General features: G+C 44.9%; 20 protein-coding genes and 1 riboswitch. Of the genes, 2 read left to right on the top strand and 18 right to left on the bottom strand.

Annotated elements, in window-relative coordinates:
- Positions 1-506: 506 nt before the first annotated feature.
- The 18 genes from A4E54_RS13130 to pheA all read right to left on the bottom strand — a co-directional run bounded on the left by A4E54_RS13130 (position 507) and on the right by pheA (position 17,426).
- Positions 507-1,553 (bottom strand): cadherin-like beta sandwich domain-containing protein, encoded by a 1,047-nt coding sequence (locus A4E54_RS13130; protein ID WP_286726370.1) that lies wholly within the window; start codon positions 1,551-1,553, stop codon positions 507-509.
- Positions 1,554-1,621: 68 nt separating this feature from the next.
- Positions 1,622-1,864, bottom strand: coding sequence for a phage tail protein (locus A4E54_RS13125; protein ID WP_286726369.1), 243 nt, complete (start codon positions 1,862-1,864; stop codon positions 1,622-1,624).
- Between the two features lie 48 nt (positions 1,865-1,912).
- Positions 1,913-2,161, bottom strand: a complete 249-nt coding sequence (locus A4E54_RS13120) for a phage tail protein (protein ID WP_286726368.1) — start codon at positions 2,159-2,161, stop codon at positions 1,913-1,915.
- 46 nt (positions 2,162-2,207) lie between these two features.
- Positions 2,208-2,296, bottom strand: a riboswitch (cyclic di-GMP riboswitch).
- A gap of 124 nt (positions 2,297-2,420) precedes the next feature.
- Positions 2,421-3,572, bottom strand: coding sequence for an N-acetylglucosamine-6-phosphate deacetylase (nagA, locus tag A4E54_RS13115; RefSeq protein ID WP_286726366.1), 1,152 nt, complete (start codon positions 3,570-3,572; stop codon positions 2,421-2,423).
- 224 nt (positions 3,573-3,796) lie between these two features.
- Complete coding sequence (locus tag A4E54_RS13110; protein WP_240083889.1) at positions 3,797-5,227, bottom strand: SpoVR family protein; 1,431 nt, start codon at positions 5,225-5,227, stop codon at positions 3,797-3,799.
- 38 nt (positions 5,228-5,265) lie between these two features.
- Positions 5,266-6,420: a sporulation protein YhbH gene (gene yhbH, locus A4E54_RS13105; RefSeq protein WP_286726365.1), complete on the bottom strand. Its 1,155-nt coding sequence runs from the start codon at positions 6,418-6,420 to the stop codon at positions 5,266-5,268.
- Positions 6,421-6,709: 289 nt separating this feature from the next.
- Positions 6,710-8,605, bottom strand: a complete 1,896-nt coding sequence (locus tag A4E54_RS13100; protein WP_240083887.1) for a PrkA family serine protein kinase — start codon at positions 8,603-8,605, stop codon at positions 6,710-6,712.
- Between the two features lie 264 nt (positions 8,606-8,869).
- Positions 8,870-9,469: a GerMN domain-containing protein gene (locus A4E54_RS13095; RefSeq protein WP_240083886.1), complete on the bottom strand. Its 600-nt coding sequence runs from the start codon at positions 9,467-9,469 to the stop codon at positions 8,870-8,872.
- Between the two features lie 61 nt (positions 9,470-9,530).
- On the bottom strand, positions 9,531-10,268 hold the full coding sequence (locus tag A4E54_RS13090; protein ID WP_240083885.1) for a type 1 glutamine amidotransferase: 738 nt from the start codon (positions 10,266-10,268) through the stop codon (positions 9,531-9,533).
- On the bottom strand, positions 10,210-11,640 hold the full coding sequence (locus A4E54_RS13085) for a Mur ligase family protein (protein ID WP_240083884.1): 1,431 nt from the start codon (positions 11,638-11,640) through the stop codon (positions 10,210-10,212). Before A4E54_RS13085 ends, A4E54_RS13090 begins: the two co-directional genes overlap by 59 nt.
- A 36-nt stretch (positions 11,641-11,676) precedes the next feature.
- Positions 11,677-12,645: an MBL fold metallo-hydrolase gene (locus A4E54_RS13080; RefSeq protein ID WP_286726363.1), complete on the bottom strand. Its 969-nt coding sequence runs from the start codon at positions 12,643-12,645 to the stop codon at positions 11,677-11,679.
- 3 nt (positions 12,646-12,648) lie between these two features.
- Positions 12,649-12,948, bottom strand: coding sequence for an acylphosphatase (locus tag A4E54_RS13075; RefSeq protein WP_286726361.1), 300 nt, complete (start codon positions 12,946-12,948; stop codon positions 12,649-12,651).
- A 107-nt stretch (positions 12,949-13,055) separates the two neighbouring features.
- Positions 13,056-13,754 (bottom strand): TraR/DksA C4-type zinc finger protein, encoded by a 699-nt coding sequence (locus A4E54_RS13070; protein ID WP_286726360.1) that lies wholly within the window; start codon positions 13,752-13,754, stop codon positions 13,056-13,058.
- 28 nt (positions 13,755-13,782) lie between these two features.
- Entirely contained in the window at positions 13,783-14,082 is a 300-nt protein-coding gene (locus A4E54_RS13065) for a DUF5665 domain-containing protein (RefSeq protein WP_240083880.1), read from the bottom strand.
- Between the two features lie 213 nt (positions 14,083-14,295).
- The gene (locus A4E54_RS13060; RefSeq protein WP_240083879.1) at positions 14,296-15,126 is read right to left on the bottom strand and encodes an MTAP family purine nucleoside phosphorylase; all 831 of its coding nucleotides are present in this window, start codon (positions 15,124-15,126) and stop codon (positions 14,296-14,298) included.
- A 79-nt stretch (positions 15,127-15,205) separates the two neighbouring features.
- Entirely contained in the window at positions 15,206-15,844 is a 639-nt protein-coding gene (locus tag A4E54_RS13055) for an adenylate kinase (RefSeq protein WP_286726358.1), read from the bottom strand.
- A gap of 117 nt (positions 15,845-15,961) precedes the next feature.
- On the bottom strand, positions 15,962-16,237 hold the full coding sequence (locus tag A4E54_RS13050) for a hypothetical protein (protein ID WP_240083877.1): 276 nt from the start codon (positions 16,235-16,237) through the stop codon (positions 15,962-15,964).
- Between the two features lie 115 nt (positions 16,238-16,352).
- Positions 16,353-17,426 (bottom strand): prephenate dehydratase, encoded by a 1,074-nt coding sequence (gene pheA, locus A4E54_RS13045; protein WP_286726357.1) that lies wholly within the window; start codon positions 17,424-17,426, stop codon positions 16,353-16,355.
- 169 nt (positions 17,427-17,595) lie between these two features.
- On the opposite strand from pheA, the gene A4E54_RS13040 reads away from it, so the two are divergent.
- Positions 17,596-19,701 (top strand): DEAD/DEAH box helicase, encoded by a 2,106-nt coding sequence (locus A4E54_RS13040; protein ID WP_240083875.1) that lies wholly within the window; start codon positions 17,596-17,598, stop codon positions 19,699-19,701.
- A complete protein-coding gene (locus tag A4E54_RS13035) occupies positions 19,698-21,248 on the top strand; it encodes a helicase-related protein (protein WP_286726356.1) in 1,551 nt (516 codons plus the stop codon). The genes A4E54_RS13040 and A4E54_RS13035 overlap by 4 nt, the downstream gene beginning before the upstream one ends.
- The last annotated feature ends 6 nt before the right edge of the window (positions 21,249-21,254 follow it).

Raw genomic sequence — 21,254 nt, 5'->3', positions numbered from 1 at the left:
CGCGGCAAATGCCTTGTCAATTCCTTCATTCAGTCCGAACGACAGGCAGCAAATCATCAGCGTTGTAATAAAAATCACCATTATTTTGTTGAATGCTCTTCTAAACATCTCGGCTTTCTCCTTTCCCACTGCCTGATTTAGTTACACCCCCTGCGGCCTGAATTTATATCCGCTTGCTTTCTATTCGTTAATTTTCCAGTTGAGACTTGATTTTGATATTAAAGGGACGTTATCAGTTGAAAGAAACAATCTCCATCTATTCTGGTAAGGATAACGATAAAAATATAATTTGACTTCCCCTACACCTTCCTAATTTTACGACTACTTCGAAATAGTGGATATTACGTTTGCGGCAGCGTTTTTCTTTATCTTCTTCCTTCAATAGCACAGTAATTGCTTGGCATTTATTGAAACAGATATTTTTTTATAAGACTCCTACCCCAGAGCCGTTAAAACAATCAACCTGCAACCACGGCGTGGCTACAGGTTTTTACAGTAACTTTATTTTATGTCGCCGCCCTGGTTATAGTGATTTCATACTTCTTGAAATCCGACCCTACAGCAGCAGTGCAGATAACAGTTACCAGATTAGCTCCTACCTGCAGATCGATAGCCTGCGACGGTTGTCCGCTCTGGACTGCAACACCGTTCACCGTTATGCTTCCTCCAGCCTCTGCTGTTGCCTGTATCTGAGCGGTTGTCTTTGTATTGGCCACAGAAGAAGTATAAGCATAAGTGGCTCTATTGAAAGTTGGCGTAAGACTTGCACCCTTCCCGACAATTAACAACCCCGACAAATACGGACTACTCGCCCTGGTCACGTTAACCGTGTAGGTATTCACCTCTCCAATCGCCGGATATACCTCCACCGGTATCGGATTATTCACGCCGGCGTTTAAGCTGACCGGCGCCGAGGGCTGCCCGCTGGCGCAGGCAACGCCGTTAACCTTTATGGTCGCGTTACTGTCCACCACCGTAGGCGTTATTGTGATACTGCTCAGATCATAACCTGCGTTTGAGGTATAAGCATTGATCGTCTGGCTAAATGGCGGATTAAGCACCAGTGAGTTGCTTAATACCAGATTTGAGAGATAGGGATTGGTCGGATCGGCGGCATATATCTCCAAATCCACGATTGAGGCAAAATTCGTATTGCAGCGCAACCCCTTGGTCACGTAAACCCTAACCCACCTGGTCTTGCGCGGGGCAACCGGCCGGTCGGTTTGATTGGCCGAATTGTTTGTCACGGAATCCAAATCAAACCAGTTGGCATTATCGAGGCTTCCCTGCAGCTTGTAATCGATTAAATTATAATTACTTGACCAGCCGATCAAACCCATATGCTTGACCACCCAGCGGTTAACCCAATAAAAAGCGCCGAGATCAACACTCAACCAGACAGGTGATGGCGGCGTCGGTTCAGGCGGCAACGGCGAGGAACCCAGCCACCGTCCCAGCGGAGTTAAAGTACCGTCAACCGCTTTGGCCGGTGCATAAGGATAAACGAAACTGCTCGCATTAGCGAACTTGTTCCGGGCAATGTTATCACCCATAAAATTCCACCCCTTCTGAGTCTTTTTAACATCTCTTGATAGAGTTGTATGAATAATCTTATTTACCCTTAGTCTCTGGTTGGATACATGCCGGAAATGCAAATATAATAACCAGTGCCGGGCTGCGGTTCGGCGCCCTGTAAATTAGGTATGGCAAAAGTGGTAGTCCCGTTACCGCCGAATTTATTGCCGATTAAGGAAAACAGCGCGGTATATTGTTGAATCTGAAGAATTTGGCCGTTGCAGAGCAACCAGCCCATGGGTACAAATGAATATGGAAATACGACAATTTGTCCTAAAAAGTAATCCATAATGTCATCCTCCTTAACTAAATAAGTATTTAGAAAGCATAATTATAATCAGTTCCTGTCGGGGTAAATTCCTTGAATCGCGATACAGTAGTGCATGCCCATCCCCTGCATCGGCAACGCGTTCCGCAAATCCGGCAGGCAAAAAGTAGTGGTGCCGTTTCCGCCGAATTTTGTGCCTATCAATGAAAACAGGGCTTGATTGGTGGCAATATTCAGGGTTTGTCCCTCGCAAGTCATCCAGTTTGACGGGGCAAAATCAAACGCGAACAGCTGAATATCGCCTAGTAATGGATCCATAAAGATACCTCCTCGCAATTATAAATTTTAAACCTTTAAAGTAGATGCTGACAAACCGACAGACATAACTATTTAAACAGCCTTAGTCCCACGGCTTTGCACCCCTGCCTTTTGGCAGGGGTGCCTTTTTTATGCAGCCCATGAAAATTATTATATCATATAAAATCCGCAATAGTTGTTGAAATATGTCGATCAATAACATTTCCTGGAATAATATATGACAAAATACCATTATGTTAAATCAGCCCCTGACAATTTCTCACGAATTGGCCCAAAATTCAAAATTTCCGTTAATTATAACACCTTTTACTTCCATTTTGTCATCAAAAATAACAATATTTGCGTCATATCCTGATTTTATTTTGCCAAGTTCAAGCCCCATGCCGAGAAATTCTGCGGCATATGTGGAAGCCATCCGTAAAGCTTCTTCTATGGGAATACCAATTTCTTTTACACAATTGCGCACCGCCGTGGCCATGTCCAAGGCCGATCCGGCAAGTATTCCGTCTTCTGTTGCGCATTTTCCGTCTCTACACTCAACGGCATAATCACCCAGCATGAAGTTCCGGGAAGCTTTTCCCACAGGCGGCATGGCATCTGTTATTAAAAACAGCTTCCTCCCTTTGATTCGTTTCACTATGTCTATGGTGGCATAGTGCACATGCAACCCGTCGGCGATTATCCCCGCCCACACGTTTTCCGCCTGCAATGCCGCACCGACCAGGCCGGGCTCCCGGCTGTTTAATTGCGACATTGCGTTAAATAAATGAGTAACGCATGTTATGCCGTTTTCAAAGCATTTCACCGCGTCACCATAGGTAATGTCCGAATGCCCGGCGGAAAGCAGCACTCCGGCGTCTGCCAACATTTTTAAATAATCTGGCCGGACAACTTCCGGCGCGACAGTCAATAATTTTAACGCCTTCGCCTCCGCGGCTTTTATTAATTCATTCAATTCCCCGGCATTAAGGTCTCTTATGTAATTTTTATTATGAACGCCCGCTTTTTTCTCGTTGATATACGGCCCTTCCAAATGCAACCCCAACACCCCGTGCAGCTTTTTATCCAGACAGTATTGCACGGCTTCAACGGCCGATATCATTTTTTCTCTGGAATCACTGAGCAGAACGGGTAAAAAGTTAGTTGTTCCAAATCGCTTATGCGTCTCACAGATCGTGGAAATGGTTGAAACGCTTGGCTCTTCGTTAAATAAAAGGCCGCCCCCGCCGTTGATCTGGATATCAATGAACCCGGGCGCGACGGATAATCCATTCAGGTTGATTGCGGATATGCCCGCGGGCAGATCGGACTGATTGACAATCTCAACTATCTTATCATCGTCAATAATAACCGCTTTATCCGCAAGCAAACGCGTCCCCGTATATACCCTGCAATTATTAATGGCATACATTTGCATTCCACCATTTTTGCTAATTATTTTCTACAATATATCATATTTACGCAATGGATAAATATTTTTTATAAACTATTCACAAAAATATCCACATCCATGCAGGAATCTGTGGATAAGTCAATAGTCCTATAAGCAGGACCATTTTCCTCTTGCCGCTGGCACCGTCAAAAAACATGCAAAAAAAATACCCTCATTTGGAGGGTATGCTAATCAATTTGAACCTACATGAATTTTTTGCTGCTCTTTTCTCCGTTAAATGAAAAAAGTACCGATTTGTTATCCAGAACCGTTTCCAGATGTATAGTGTGTCCCCAGAGAGAATATAAGTAGGGAAGAGTCTTTTCAACATAGTATACATCCAACTCTGTACCTTCATAATGATGTTTCAGATACAACTCGCCATTCTTATTATAATCTCCATTCTGCACCGTGATGTAAGGATAACCGCCATTAGTCAGACCGGCAACAAGACCGTCCCGTACTTTCTCCCAATCTTTTTCATCTACCCGCCATTCATTTCCTACTTTTTTGTAGAGGTATAAATCCATTTCCTCAATTAATTCTTTAGTTAAATAGTTGCGTAAAAATGAAACGTCATTTTCATTTGCGCGGACTTCAAATATTTTTTCTTTACCTTCACCACCGGAACGGCCATACCGCTCTTTTTCCTCGGAAGTAGGGTTATCCCATCGTTTTTCGATGTCTTCAAATATTTTTAAGCCCAGTGTATATGGATTAATACGCGTGCGTGAAGTCTGAATGATGCCGGAGTGCATCTTGGCAAACTCAATCGTTTCATTCACATCCAAATGTATATCGCGCATGATTCGGAGATGCCAATAAGTTGCCCATCCTTCATTCATGATTTTGGTTTCCATTTGAGGCCAAAAATAAAACATCTCCTGTCTGATCACCGACATGATATCCCTTTGCCAGTCTTCTAATTCTTTGCTGTGTTCGATGATGAACAGCATAAGATCCTTCTCAGGCTCTTTAGGAAATTTTTTTTCTTTTTCATCCGCACTCGCGTCCTTGCGCACCTCTTCAAGCTCCCACAAGTCATCGTAAGGAGTTTCCGGGTGTTCAGCATAATTAGCCCGTTTATGCTCATTCTGCCGTCTTTTTCGTAGCTCCTCACCTTTTCTGATCATTATCCTGGGTTCGATGTGTTCCTGTATGGACAGCGCGGCATCGATAAATAATTCCACTTTTGCCCGGCCATGTTTAAACTCGTATTCCCGGAAACGTTCAGACGCCGCAGCCATGGATTCCACCATATCCCGCGAGGTGTTCTTGAAATATGCATTGTTTTTGAAAAAATCGCAATGTGCGAGAACATGCGCCATGACCAGTTTATTCTGTATTATGCTGTTGCCTTCGAGGAGAAAAGCATAGCATGGGTTGGAATTGATTACCATTTCATAGATGCGGCCAAGGTTATAATCGTATTGTGTTTTCATTTTATGGTAGGCCTTGCCGAATGTCCAGTGTGAATAACGGGTGGGCATTCCATAAGCGCCGAAAGTATAAATAATATCCGCCGGGCAAATTTCAAAAAACATATTATAAAAATCCAACCCTAATTCTTTAGCCTTAGCGTTGATAACCTGTAAAGCGTCTTCTAGAATTTTTAATTCGTCTTTCGGATTCATATATGATTCCTCCATAAAATGAGGCATAATACACGGGACTAATTAACTGCCTCACCTTGGGTTTGGCTGAAAAATTTTTTCAAGGCGGGGTAAACTCCACTCTTGTCCTTGATCGTAACACTGGTAAATTTAGGATTGCCGATCCTTTTAAAAGCTGTTCTCAAAGTGCTGGTATAGTAGTAGGCCCCCTCGATCTCACCATAACCAACCATGTTGCATACTTTTAGCAGATCGTTGATTAATTTAATACAGTTGTCATTATCCGAAACAAGATTATCACCGTCAGAAAAGTGAAAAGCATATATATTGTAATCCTGAGGACTGTACCGCTTTTCAATAACATCCAGGGCCAGCTTGTAAACCGATGAACAGCGGGTGCCGCCGCTGGTCCCCTTGGTAAAAAACTCTTCCTCGGTTGTTTCCTTCGCTTCGGTATGGTGGGCAAGAAAAACAATCTGGACGTTATTATACTTTGTACGCAGAAAACGAACCATCCAAAAGAAAAAACTGCGCGCGATATATTTCTCAAAGGGTCCCATTGAACCGGATGTATCCATCATGGCGAGAACAACAGCGTTTGACTCATACTTAAATGTGTTGTCCCAAGTTTTATAACGCAAATCTTCGGGGGTGATACCATGCAATCCCGGTTCTCCTCTTAAAGCGTTTCGCTTTATTACTTCCATAATGGTCCGCTTGCGGTCAATATTGCTCGCTATTCCCTTCTTCCGCACATCTTTGAATTCCACCGACTCCGAAGCAAGTTCCGGTTTCTTTTTTTGTTCCAGGTTCGGCAGGCCAAGATCTTCAAAGATCATTTCCGCCAACTCTTCGATAGTTATGTCGGCTTCATAGTAATCGACACCAGGCTCTTCGCCGGCCCCCTTGCTCTTACCCTGCCCTTTCTGAGGGTCGGCGTAAACAACATCGCCCTTTTTGCTGTTGCCGTCCCCCTGACCGCCATGCTTTTGTTTGCCGTAATCAAAACGGAAGTGGAATTCGTCCAAGGAACGGATCGGTACTTTGATAACTTTACGACCGTCATGCATGATAATGCTTTCTTCGCTGACGATATCCGCCAGGTTTTTCTTTATTGCCTCCCGTACTTTTTCCCGGTGCCGCTCCCGGTCAATCTCTCCCTTGCGATGAAGTGACCAGTCTTCCCGGGAGATTACGAAATCTCCGCCGGACACGGCAACCCCTCCCTTTAAAATATAATTAAACACTTGTTAATCAGCACACTTTCAGCTGTTGGTATAACATTATATGAATAAATAGTTAATAAATGTAACGCGTCAATAAAAATTGTTAACTTGATTAATATATCTAAAAGCCGGTAAGTTTGACTTCCGGCTTTAGACAGCTTACCATTGTTCTGATATCCCTTAATTCAGCAGATAACGCATTATTCGCTAAAAATCTTGATTATTGATAGGAACTTTATATTCACAAAGCTTTCTTAATATGTTAATTAACCTGTTCTTAACGGTTAAGCAAACTGCCGACGTATTTTAACAACTCATTAGCGCAGGTCGGACAATACCCGTGCTCCGCTATCAGTCTGGCGCTGACCTCGTTTACCCGCTTCAGCTGTTCAGCGTCAGGCGTCTTGGTGGAAGTAGTGATTTTAACCACATCTTTTAGATCGGCAAAAAGTTTTTTTTCGATGGCTTCCCGCAAACGTTCGTGGGAACTGTACTCGAAGCGTTTGTTCTTGCGGGCGTAGCTGGAAAGCCTGATTAGTATTTCTTCCCGGAATGCTTTCTTGGCGCCTTCAGAAACGCCTATTTGTTCTTCTATTGAGCGCATCAGTTTCTCATCCGGATCTAATTCCTCGTCAGTAATGGGATCTTTTAACTTCAAGCCGTTGCAATAAGCCTCCACGTTATCCAGATAGTTATTAAACAAGACTTTGGCGGATTCTTCGTAGGAGTAAACAAACGCCTTCTGCACTTCCTTTTTAGCCATTTCGTCATACTCTTTCCGGGCCACCGAGATAAAATTCAACAAGCGGTCCCGTTCTTCTTTTGTTATCGACGGATGCTGATCCAGCCCCTCTTTCAAAGCGCGCAGTACGTCTAACGGATTAATGCATTGAGTTGCACTGCGAATCAGCGCAGATGAAAGGCGGTTGATTACATAGCGGGGATCGACGCCGCTCATGCCCTCGTCGATAGCTTCTGAATGAAGTTCATGTAAATCTTTTTGCTTAAACCCTTCCACATCTTCTCCGTCATAGAGTTTCATTTTTTTAACCAGGTCCATACCCTGTTTTTTTGATTCTTTCATGCGGGATAATACGGAGAAAATGCTGGCTATGCGCAAGGCATGGGGTGCGATGTGAATATTTCGCAAGTCGCTTTGTCTGATTAATTTTTCGTATATCTTCACTTCATCGCTGACTTTCAAATTATAGGGTATTTTCATGACAATGATCCGCGATTGCAGGGCTTCATTTTTCTTGTTGCTGATAAACGTTTTATATTCATTCTCATTAGTGTGCGCCACTATCATTTCATCCGCATAGATCAACGCAAAACGGCCGGCCTTAAAGTTCCCTTCCTGGGAGAGGCTGAGGAGGTTCCATAAAAACTTTTCGTCACATTTAAGCATCTCCTGGAATTCCATCATACCTCTGTTGGCTATGTTTAATTCACCGTCAAAGCGGTAGGCGCGCGGATCCGACTCCGAACCATAGTCGGCTATGGTGGAAAAATCAAGGCTGCCGGTTAAGTCGGCTATGTCCTGAGATTTAGGATCTGAAGGAGTGAACGTGCCAATGCCAACCCGGTCGTCTTCAGATAAAAACACCCTTTCCACAGGAACATTTTCAATATTGCCGGAATACTTGTTTTCTACCATAAGCCGGCATGATGGACACAGTTCACCTTCGATGTAAACATCATACTCCTTTTGAAAATCTTCTCTTAACTCTTTTGGGATCAAATGCAAGGGCTCCTCATGCATCGGACATCCTTTAATACCGTAGACAGCTCCTTCATCGGTGCGGCTATATTTCTCCAACCCCCTTTTCAGCATGGCCACCAAGGTTGATTTACCCCCACTCACCGGTCCCATTAGAAGCAAGATACGCTTTCGCACATCTAAACGGCGCGCCGCCGGATGGAAATACTCCTCTACAAGCTTTTCCAGTGTTTTATCAAGTCCGAATATTTCCGCGGAAAAAAAATTGTATTGCTTAGTGCCATCTTTTTCTTCTATTCCGGCGGACCTGATCATTTTATAAATCCTGGAGTGGGCAAGTTGGGATACAAAAGGCCTTTCTTTTAAAACCTCAAGGTAATCCTGGAATGTCCCTTCCCAGGCAAGCTGTCTTTCTAAGGAGCGGTATTCTTCCAAGCGTCTAATAAAATCCATCGTTTCACTCCTTCCTAATTCATCCAGTCCTTCTACTGCTTTCCATGTTAGGTCTAATTTTGCATGAATAATACATTATATGCAACGCTATCAAAAAGAAGAATGGTAGCAGTCGGCAGCAAAAACGCTATAAATTATGGTATTCATCAATTAAAACTATTATTAGAGATATTATGAACAATAAAAAAAGCCACATGAAATTTGTGGCATAAAGATCATTTGGGTTTTAATATTGGCGCCGGGCTGGTCACCCAGACAGCTGGCTCATTTCTGTTCCTTTACTTTTGTAACATCTCTAACGAAAGGTTGTGCATATAATCCTACATGCCCCCACCAATTTTTTGCTTCCTGATCCAGTGTTCCCTCCACCTGGAAAGATACCTTCTGCACACCTGGAAATTCAGTGACAGTATTTACAATACTCTGAATCCCCAGTTCTTCACCTGCAGCCCCTACGCTAGCATGAAGCACATCCCGGGAAAAATCCACCGTCGCTAAACCGTCCTTTATGGATACCCCCCGGATCTTTGTTCCCGCCGGCAACACCCGTGCCGCGCCGGGCGTAACGGGGTCGGCGTTAATCAACTCTTCCAGCGCCGCTTTGATAACTTCCTCGGTGTAGGGAACTTGGTGCGTTTCCCGGACAAGGCAGGCGTCATCAGCAGTGATTTTGACATAGTATACCGTCAAATTTGTTTTTTGATCATTTTGGGACAGTGCACCTTGAGACGGGGGCGCACCCTGCTCTTGCTCCCCGCTTGGTTGATTGGCGGCTTGGGGTTTACATGCCGCTACAGTCAATAATAATAAAAACAAACTCAGCAGCACGCAGGCAACTCTAGTTTTTCCGCTCTTACTTGACATCAAGTCACATCACCTCTCTTCCAGTATGATACTATTATACTAAACAGCATCATAACATCAACTAATTTGTGATTTTCCCGAAGCCCAACCTGCCAAGCATTGCCAGACAAGCCTGGTCTTCAATATCGGCTTCCAGCGGGTCAAGAGCAATGTTCATACATCTCCTCTTTATGGCGAGGTTTATTAAATAGTCTGTAAGTCTGGCGTTTTTTGGCAACAGGGGGCCATGCAGATAAGAACAAAAAACATTTTTATATCTGGCGCCTTCCAGACCATCTTTCCCGTTGTTGCCGTTGCCGGCAAGAACCTTGCCAAGAGGCTTGCAATTACCCAGGTAAGTTTGTCCGGAATGGTTCTCAAAACCGGCCGCCTTCAGCTTAAAACCCTCAATATCAATCTCAACCGCCACATTTCCCACCAGCCGTTTATCACCGGAGCGGGTATAAAAATCCATGATGCCCAGTCCTGGTATTTTTTCACCGTCACCAGCCAGGTAATATTTCCCCAGCAACTGATATCCACCGCAGATTGCCAGAATCACCAGACCATTCTCAATAGCTTTGATTAATTCTTTTTTACGTTTTAACAGGTCTGCCGCTATCAAGTTTTGCTCGCGGTCCGACCCGCCGCCTATAAAAACAAAATCTTGTTCCATAAAGTCAACATCGTCATTCAGGCTTACCTCGAGTACTGAAACAGGTATGCCACGCCACTGGCAACGCCGTTTAACGGCAATTATATTACCGCGGTCTCCGTACAGATTCAGCAAGTCCGGATACAGATGACAAACATTGATCATCAGCAATCTCCTCAGTAGCCAGGCGTTTAATTATTTTATGAACGGGCCATAGGGCGGTGTAGGTGGTAAACAGATAAGTGCTGCCCGCACGCCCCGACAGCGCATTGCCTATAGCCGTCTTGATGTTCCGGTCAATGGTAATCTTTCCAGGCGGGATACCCGCGTATTTCAGCCGGAGCGCAATTTCCTCACCCCTTTGGCCGGAGCAGATAAAGCATAAGTAAGAACTGCTTTCTTCGCCCAGCAATTCAAAATCCACATCCCACAACCAGGAAATGTCAAGCCCGTCAGCCTCATTATCGTTAATGGCGATGAAAACATCTTTTGCTCCTTCGGCAGCAGCCAAGGTAGCAATTGCTTCATTAAAGCCGGTGGGGTTTTTTACTAAAATCAAGAAAGCCGGCTTATCATGATAGACATAACTTTCCATCCGGCCGGTTACAGTGCGGTACTTACCAAGGCTTTCCAAAACAATATCAACGTCAACTCCTAAACGCAGTCCCACCGATAAAGCCGCCATGGCGTTATATACATTGTACAAGCCTCGCGCTCGGATGTTCAATAACACATCCTTGTTGTCATAAATAAGACGGCATTCCATTCCTTTTTTGGTAGTCACCGTTTCCAGCACCTCCACAAAAGGGTCGGGTCTTTCAAAATAACAGTTGGGGCAACGGTATTTACCCAGCTGCCCGTAATGAAAATAATCATAAATAAGCTGCTCTCCGCAATAAGGACAAAACTTAGCTTCCCTGGTCTGGGAATTGGTTTTGATACAGCGCTGGTGTTTACCCAACCCGTAAAATACTGAAGGCAGTAATTTATTATCACTAAATTGCGACACTAATGGATCATCAGCGTTTAATACAAGAGTGGCGCGCTTAAGTGTTGACAGAGCGTCACGGATTACCCTGATAATTTTGTCCAACTCCCAATAACGGTCCAGCTGATCGCGGAAGAAATTCGTCAAGACCACCACACTGGGGGTTACTTCCGCCAGCACCTTGGGCATTGACGCTTCGTCCACCTCAAGGACGGCATAGTCGCAGTCAATATTTCCTCCCATATCTGCGCTCAGGATAAAGCTTGTAGTAACACCGGTAATCATGTTTGCCCCTTCCCGGTTGGCAATAGTATCGTAACCGGCGTCCATTAGCATTCCCACAATCATATTGCAGGTTGTTGTCTTACCGTTGGTGCCGCTGACCACAATTATCTCTTTACGCACCTGGGCAGCCAGGACACGCAATGAGTCACCATAAAACTTGCGTGCAACCAGACCGGGCAGCGAAGTGCCTTTATTGCCCCGCAGCCGGCTGAGCCAAAATACCGTTTTCCCTGCTAAAATGGCGGCAAATAACTTTAATTTCAATTTATGACCTCCTTTTACTTGTGTCGTGAGGTCAAGTTAACCGCTTGAACAACCTGATTTTTTTTTGAATAAAGATACTCCGCTAGATTTCCTCTTAATTATCCTATCCTCCGCCAGCAGATGATCCACATGGGCAAATACTTCAGAAATGCCAAGGTAGATTTCAAAACCTTTTATTTGCGGGTAATAAAACCTCATTAACTGGTAGACACTGATACTGTTATTTTCCAGAACGGACGTTAACGCTTTTAACCGCTCCCTGTGATGCTCTCTGGCTTTTTTTACCGCTTCCCGGCTATTGTCAATATTATTTCCATGGCCTGGCAAAATAAGACGTGGATTAAGGTTCTCCAAAAGATCCAATCCGCCGAGATACTGATTGAGAGTCGGCAATCTCGCGGTGAAATTAATTGGATCAGGCTCCATGTTCGGATTTGGTGTAATATGTTTGAGGATGAAATCGCCGGCCAGTAAGCACATCCCTTCCTGATCATACAGACAGATGTGACCGTCGGAGTGACCGGGCATGTGCATAGTCAAAAGTGCTCCGCCTTCAAACCTTAATGCCTCTCCGCCGGATAATATTGTTACGCCCGTATCAGGCAGCACAGGTTTTCCGACAGGGTCAGAATCATTCAATATTTCTTTCAACGCTTCTGTCGGCATACCGGCCTCCTGAAAAAAAGAAAGCCGTTCCTGATAAAAATCGTAATCAAGGGTCAGCTTGCGGATCTCAAATTGATGAACATAGATCCGCGCCCCGGCAATTTCGTTCAACCAGCGCGCCAAACCGCTATGGTCTGAATGACTGTGGGTCAATATAACTCTGGAAATGTCTTTCAAATCGACACCCAGGGAAGTTAACCCCTCCGCAAGTGATTGTTTCGCCTCCGCTGTTTCCGGACCCGGATCAATCAGAGTGTAGGGCTGGTTTTTCACTAAATATGAGTTTACAGGTCCGACAGGATAAGGTGTATGAACCGGTATTTTATATATTTCCAGCATAGTTTATGCCCTGGTAGGAGAGATCATAAAACCTGAAAAATCGCCCAGCGGCTCTTCCCATTTTATTTCTAAACCTGTAACAACTGCCCTTGCAGGTCCTTGACGGCACCAGTCAATCATTTTATCAACGCCTTCCCGTCCACCTTCAAAAATGCCTTCAACTCTGCCATCCGGCATGTTTTTTATCCAACCTGACAATTTCAAGGTTAAAGCTTGCTCCCGTGCTTTAGCCCGGTAATATACATCCTGCACCTTCCCGCTGATTATTACATGCGCCCGGACTGTAAAAATTTGTTTACTCACGCCTCTTCTTCCATTCTTCATTAAGCTAGATAATTAATTATACCAAATAATTGTTTATAATTAAATAAAACCTAGCAACTGGTAAAAAAGTGATGAAAATGTAATTTTTACTCATCTTTACCTGCATCAATTTTCTCTGCCGGGGAATCTTCATCATCTGACCCAGCGAAGCTTTTATAAAAGACCCCGTCGTCGCCTACTTCGTAAGGAATTTCATCAACATCTTCCGTCCCCCCCTCTTCATTAGGGTTATACGTGGAATACCCGTAATAAGTCCCACCTCTCGCCCACTCTTCGTTTGTTTCGCTATAATGGGCTACTTCCCGCCAGGCATCTTCACCGTCATATCCTACGGCTTCAGGATCATCCGTAAAAGTCCTGGCAAAAGGCTTGCCTAAAACTTCCTCTTCAACAGGACGAATATTCTGGTCGGGAAGCGCCTCTTCTGCTTCTTTACAATCCCGGCATTTAGTAGTGTAAGGAACAGCTTCGAGCCGTTCTTTTTGAATTTTTTCACCACAAACGTCACAAATACCGTAAGTGCCATTGTTAATCTTTTCTATAGCCTCATTTACCGCCGCTAATGTTATTGCGGCATTTTCACGCAAGGCAAAGTCCTTGCTCCGTTCAAAAACCTCAGAACCAATGTCCGCCGGGTGATTATCGTAAGTGGACAGTTCACCGACAGAATCACCCAGCGGGACGCTTAATCCTTGCTCATCAAGATATTTAATGCGGTCCTCCAGGTTTTGCTTTAAATCTTCAAGCTTACCTTTAATTTGTGCATATTGTTTTTCCTGCATCATATTACCTCCGTGCATTTAATCGCGCATTTTATGTACCTACCTTTAGGTAGACCAGTCTCACTATCTCAGCGATAAAATCACCTATTAAAGGCAAATTAAGCATAACCAAAATACGCAAGAAATATAAAACAACAGCGCCCAGGATAGTAAAACCGATAGCTATGCCAACCCCCCTGGCCAGCCCGGCGATAAAATTTATATACATCAAGCGCCATGGATGTTCAAGAAGACTCACGTACTCGGCAAGTTTCATCTTCTCGATGCTCACGGACAGATTGTTTATTTTATCTTGAAGAATCTTTAACAACCGTTTTTCATCGTTATCCAAAAAATCACCCTTTACGGTTCTTTAATATATTGTATCCCGCAGCTCCATAAAAAATTGAAAAGGGGCAGCTATTTGCTGTCCCCGCCGTTTATCCAAGGTTTGTCAACACCAATCCAGCTCATTCCGCTCTTTACCAAGATACTGTTTACTCATACCCCCTTATTCACTTTTATCTAAAATATATGTTCGCAGAGTGTAAACTTTCCTGGTATATTATGTTTTCTCTTTTAGCAGACTGGGTTTTCTATATTGCGTGCATCCGCACGACTGCTCCGGCTCAATCCGGGCCAGGGTATTTAGGATAATGCTGCCGATTTTACCGGGCTCACCGTAAAAAATACCGGCCATTTCTTCGTAATCCCACTCTTTGATGACACCTTCAGCGTAATTTACCACCATATCCATACGCCCGTAGCAAGCGCCGATTTCTCGCGCCAAATAAACCTCCGGGCACATGCTTTGCCCTACGATATCCGCGCCCAGCCGGTAAAGCATCTCTACTTCAGCGGGGCTTTCAAAATGCCTGCCATCTGTTACGGCGTAGACACCCCGGTCAAAAACCCTGCCGACTGCTTCCGCCTCGGCACTCCGCACTAATTCCCTTCTTATGCCGGGACAAACCGACTTGCGCATGGTCAATAAAAAAGCTCCGCCCAGGCTTACATCTTTACGCATGGAAAAATCAAGATAGTCGGTGGGGACTATTAGGTCACGCGGCCGCAAAAGCCGGTTAATCGATCCGACCCCGCCCTCCGACACTATTTTTTTCACACCTGCTTCGCGAAACACCCAAAATACCTGGCGTGAAGCATCCGCCCTGGCAATACCGCCTCTCCACCCGTGCATTTTCACTGTTATGATCTTCTTTTTATCTAACATGAATAATTTCAGAGGAGGGCTCACCCCATACGGCGTTTCAAACGTCAGAGCGTCGGCGATAATCCGTGTGTCGCCCCGCTGTAAATCTTCGGGGAAGTTTATTGAAAAAGTGCTTGACCCGCCAATGACGGCAAAATCCACCTGAGGTACTTTTTTAGCTTCCAACAGCGCCCCCTCCTGTTACTCTCTCTCACCACTGACAAAAAGCCTCCCGAAGTTTTCCGGGAGGCTTTATTAAACCGGGTTAGCGCACACTCGCGAGAACATCCGCCAAAACGTTCTTAATATCCTGGTCTCCATTAATGTTCTTGAGAAGGTTTTGTTTTGCATAGTAGTCAATCAACGGCTGTGTCTGGGCTTCATATATATCAAGCCTGTTGCCTACCGCCACCTCATTGTCGTCGCTGCGCTGGTAGAGCTCACCGCCGCAGTTGCACTTTCCTTCCTCCGCAGGTTTATTGAAGATAACATGGTAGCTGGCGCCACAGGAACGGCAAATACGGCGTCCGGTCAGGCGGGCCATTAATCTTTCCCTGGGCACGTCAATATTAATCACACCATCTGCTTTAATACCTAATTCCTTGAAGGTCTGATCAAGCGCTTCGGCCTGGGCGACCGTCCGGGGAAAGCCATCCAACAGAAAACCTTTGGCGCAATCGGGTTGAGAAATGCGGTCTTTAACCATACCTACCACCACGGAATCAGGCACTAATTCACCTTTGTCCATATATTCCTTGGCCTTTTTACCCATGTCGGTACCTTCCTTGATTGCTGCACGGAACATATCACCCGTAGACACATGAGTAATTTGCAGATTTTTAACCAGCCCCTCCGCTTGAGTTCCTTTACCTGCTCCCGGCGGTCCCATAATCAAAAGTTTCACAACTATCCCTCCCCTTTTTCTCATTGCAGGATTATCTCTCCAAACTCAACATTGCTATTTTAACATAAATTTAATAAATCTGAAAACAACCGGCGTATAAATATCTATAAAATAATGCTAAATTAAACCCAGACGTTCTGCCTCCGCTATGGCTGTATCAACCATTGTTTTGTCGTTATTGATCTTCTCTCTAACCTGTTCGGCATCCAGCTCATGATTGCCGAACTCACGCTGGACAGTTTCCAATTCAGGGTACATGTCAAAACGTATAAAATACATCTTCAAAAACATTTCCAGAGCTGTTTCCACTACTTCATCCTGACTTATATTATTTTTCTCTGAAACAACTTTGATTAGCCTCAGATACTCATCGCTAATATTAAAGTTCGGCATTTTGTCCCCTCCCTAAGAGGTAATAATTCGACCACAGCCAGTCATTTTCCTTCTGTCCGAACGCATAAGGTTTTTGGGCTGTCAGCAAATCACTGCAGATAATTTCAGCATGGACTCATAATTCACTATAACAACCCAGAAACTTAAAAATAGCTGTCTCCTTTTTTACTTTCTCGAAAGTTTCGACAACCTTTTGTTCACGATTAGAGCCTAAAAAATCAAGCAGAAAAGCATATTTCCCAGGGTCATTACGCATAGGCCTTGATTCAATTCTGGTCAGATTCAAACCGGCGTCTGAAAAAATTTTCAAGATATTGAACAACGCGCCCGCCTTATGTTCCGTTGAAAATACAATTGAACATTTATTGCCGGCTTTATTGCTTTCTTTATTGGATATGAGCAAAAATCTGGTGGCGTTAGTCTCATTATCTTCTATATTTTCGAAAAGGACCTCCAAATTATACAATTCTGCGCAAAGCTTGCTGGCAATCGCGGCAGCTGCCCTTGGCTTTTCTTTTGACAGCATCATTGCCGCTCCGGCGGTATCGTAATACGGCATGGAGTCCAGCTTATTCCCGGAAAGAAACCCGCGGCATTGCGCCAACGCTTGAGGATGCGAATACACTACTTTTATTTCACGATAATCCGTACCCGGCAAAGCCAGCAAGCAATGGTGAATTGGTATTTTCACTTCGCCGACAATTTTGATATTTTGCACATCTGCTTCTACCAGCAGGTCATTAACCTGTGTAACCGCGCCCTCTAGCGAGTTTTCCACGGGAACAATGCCAAAATCAAGCTGTCCGTTAACCACCTCATCAAAAACATCAACAAATTCTAAACATGGAATAGGCAGCAGACTTTGGTCCACAATTCTTATCGCAACCTCACCATATGCTCCATGCTCACCCTGAAAGCCAATAAGTTTTAGCTCTTTTTGTTGCAACAGCTTACTTTCATTGATAATTACTTTAAATAAATGCTCAGAAAAATCAGGGCCGACTAGAGCATTTGAACGGCGCCGTATGCCGGCCATTATCTCCTGTTCCCTGCCGGGGTCCGCTATATTTGCCTTCAGCTTTCTTGTACGTAATGTGTGTTCCATTCTTTGATTTACTAATTTTAAAATTTCAAAATCAATCGCATCAATCTTTTTGCGCAGTTTGCCAAGCAAATCTCTTGCTTCCATAAATTCCACCCGTTTTGATTTAATTATTTTTATAATCATACTATATAATAATAAATTTAGGAAAGAGCTATTATTTTTATGAAATTAGTAATTTTATTGTTATTTTGGCATGAGATGTGCTAGACTACAAATAATATGAGTAAAGCTGGTTAAGAGGTGTTTTATAGGTTTGGCAAACAATAAAACAAAGCAGGCGATTGATTTGCTGCTGGACCTGCTCAGAGAGAATGAAATCTTGTCCCTGGAAGAGGTATATTCCAAGTGCAATTGCGAATTTGACGCTCTTGCAGGAGCACTCAGCTCACTTATTGAAAAAGAAGAGATCAGGATTGGGCGGCTTAAAACAAGAGCCGGGTGGCTGATCGGCAATAAAGAGATCGATACTCCGGCGGGGGGTGCAACCTGGCATACCGGGCGTGGGCAAATGAGAAACAGCTTACCGAAAATCCTTAAGGAACTGAAAAAATATAGTCCTGCTCAAGAGATATTACTTGATGACCAGCTTGACCACAATCAGGTAAAATCCATAACAGAACTGCTGTCTGACGGGCAACCGCGCTCTCGCCTGCAGATAACAGCGGCGACAGGCATCGAAAATATTTCTTCGCAAACTTGGCGGCGGTTCGCCCGTTTGCCGGACGGACGGTATACCTTACCCGACAGCAGCGGCGCGAGGGAATATTTTTACGAATATGTCCGGGAGAAGCCCCGGCGCCTGTCGGATCTTCTCCGTATTTTTCAGAAACATAAAAACATTAGAGCAATAATAACGGCTGGAGACAGTCAGGGCAAGTTAATCAGACTTCCCCACGCTCTGCTCACAACCAGCGATTCTCCCGCAGGCAGAACAGAACTGGAACGGCGCCGGCAGCTGAAGCTGTGCAACGACACTTTAAACTCCCTGCCGTCACCGTTTTTTACTTTAGAAGAGCTGGAGATGAATAAAAGCATATTTCAGAGTATAGCTGACAAACATACGGTTAACGCTGTATTAAACGGTAAGGAATACTTTTGCCTGCGCCGGGAATTCCCCGGTGACATTGTAACAGACCAACTCGTGGATATTACCGGACGATACTTTGACCCACCGGCTCGAATTAGCGCCCCGGCTTTTTTAAAAACAATTTCCATGGGTGAAAAGGAAACTTTAAATTTTCTTGGTGTGGAGGAAGAAATCTTAAATCAGTTAATTCAGAACAATAACATTGAAGCTTTTTATCTTGACGGCAAGAGGCGAATGTGGCGCAATGATGTTGAGCAACTAAAAATGAACAGCCCCCTGCTGCGAGACTTATCCCAAAAACATGAAAAGTTAAAAATCCCCCGGGCCGCGGTATTGTTGGGAATCACAACCGGACAAGTCAGACGCCTGGTTAACGAAGGCAAGCTGGAGCCGGCCGGTCATTGCAGTAAAGACGCAAATTCGGGACAACTGTTCACTCGAAGAAATATTGAAGAACTGCAAAAAAGCCTGCCGGAAATCCTATCCGGCTGGAGTTCCGTCGAAAAAACCGGTGGGAGCGGTTCCAGGCGCTGCGGGAAAAAGCAGTTCCTTGCCCCGAAAAGGCCTTTGCTGCGCAAGGAACTCACGCTGGACAATCAGCACCAGTTGCAGCTGGACCGTTTTCAAATTGAAGCAGTCGAAGCCCTCCGCGCCGGTCATTCCGTCCTCTTATCGGCGCCTACCGGCAATGGAAAAACCCTTGTGGCGGAAATACTGGCCAGAGATCTGATGGCTGCCGGAAATGGAATGGTTTACACTTCCCCGCTGAAAGCGCTTTCCAACCAAAAATACAGGGATTTCAAAGAGACATTCGGTTTGGACGCTGTCGGGCTTGTTACCGGAGATATAAGCGTAAATGCCGGCGCGCCGCTGCTAATCATGACCACGGAAATATTCAGAAACTGGTGTCTTGGTGAACCGGAACAATTAAAAAAATCAACATACGTTGTTTTTGATGAGATTCACTACCTTGATGACAGCGAACGGGGCACCACGTGGGAAGAAAGCATCCTGTTCGCCCCGCCGCACATTAAGTTTTTAGGCTTGTCCGCAACGGTGCCTAATATCCGGGAAATTGCAGATTGGATTGGCTCGGTGCGGCGCGAAAAAGTAATTATCATCGAAGAAAAAAAGAGACAAGTGCCCCTGAAAATATGCTGGGTAACGCCAAATGGACAAATAGTTGAAGAGAACGAGGCAAGGCAAGAGGTCGATGAACTGGCTGAATACCTAAAAGCATTCCGCAATAGAAGACAATGGGCGGAGGAGTGAGCAAGACGGAACTGCAGGAATTGTCATGTAGTGAAATCATTGAACAGATTCAAGACAAATTGCCGGCCCTCTTTTTCGTTTTCAGCCGGGGACGCACTGAAATTCTTGCGCAAGACTTAAGCCGGGAATGGGATTTTCTTAATCCTGAAGAAAAAAGCGCCGCCGGGGAAATAATCCGCGCCGCCGAAGCTGAATATCCCGGTACATTTAGCGGGGCGGGCTGGCACATATTGCAGCGGCTGTTATATCAGGGAATAGCTTATCATCACGCCGGCATGCTGCCTCCGGTTAAGTACCTGGTGGAAAACCTTTATTCCAAGCGTCTAATCTGGGTGGTGTTCTGCACGGAAACTTTCGCCGCCGGGGTCAATTTCCCTGCTGCCAGCGCCATATTTGACTCGACCAGAAAATGGGACGGTCATGATTTCCGCATCCTGCAAAACAGGGAATTCTACCAGATGGCCGGACGGGCGGGACGGCGCGGTTTTGATCAGGTCGGTCACGCCATTATTCGCATTGACAGCCGCTTTCCTGAACAAACCGGTTTTTTTGACGAAAATTCTGTTGAGCCGGTTTCCGGCAGGCTGATTATCTCGCCAAACACTGTCCTAAGTTTACTAAGATATAAGTCTGATAGCGAGATTGACCGGTTTTTAAACGATAATTTTAAATCATACCAAACCAGGAAAAGGGAAAAAGAGCTTGCTGAGCAAATAAAATTATCCAAAGAACTTGTCTTGGAATTAACATCAGGCCTCTGTCATGATAGTTTAACCCTCAAATGTCCGATCGAGAGGGCGAGAGCGCACAGGCGGCTGAAGCATTCCCGCCGGCGCGGCAGGAACAAGGAAAAAGAATCGCTAAAAAAACAGCTTGCCTCGTTGAGCCCGAGGAAATGCCGGGATTCAAACAAATGCCGTTCAGGCGTTGAAAAATTAATCAAGGTAAAAATGCATTTAAACACGCTTTACCAAGAATACAAAGCTGTTACAGAACAAGTCGATTCAACCTTTAGAGAATATGGCGAAGTTCGAGATATTCTGGAAAAACTGGGTTACGTAAAAAACAGGGAGTTTTTCCCGCGCGGTTTATTTGCTCTTGAACTGCACGTACAGGAAATATTGGTTACTGAACTGGCCTATTCCGGAATTATTGAAGATGCTGACCCGGCAGAAATAGCGGCTGTTCTAGCGGGCATCGAGTTTATACCCGGTAAAAACACACGGGCAACCTGGCTCGACCTGCCCGCATTGCGGGAAGCTTCTCAAATAAAGTGGGAATTGCTTAGCATGGGCGTCCCGGAAAGATTCTGCATTTGGTCGGATTTGCCCGGCGCGCTTGCTCACGCGTGGTACAGCGGCGCTAGTTTTAACGAGTTATTGGAAATGTCAACTTTTCAACCGGGAGACGTGTTTTCGATCTTCAGGAGGGAAATTGACCTCCTCCGCCAGATTGAACGCGCGGCCGGTGACAACCACAATCTAGCAGAAAGGGTAAGGGCAATCCGGGGACGTCTGGACCGGGAAGAGGTCGCCCTCTGTTTTTAATCATGA

Origin of the sequence: Pelotomaculum sp. PtaB.Bin117, assembly GCF_002067195.1 — a bacterium.
GTDB classification, from domain to species: Bacteria; Bacillota; Desulfotomaculia; order Desulfotomaculales; family Pelotomaculaceae; genus Pelotomaculum_D; species Pelotomaculum_D terephthalicicum.
Note: the sequence above shows the minus strand (reverse complement) of the source record. Positions and strands in the feature narration are given on the sequence as shown.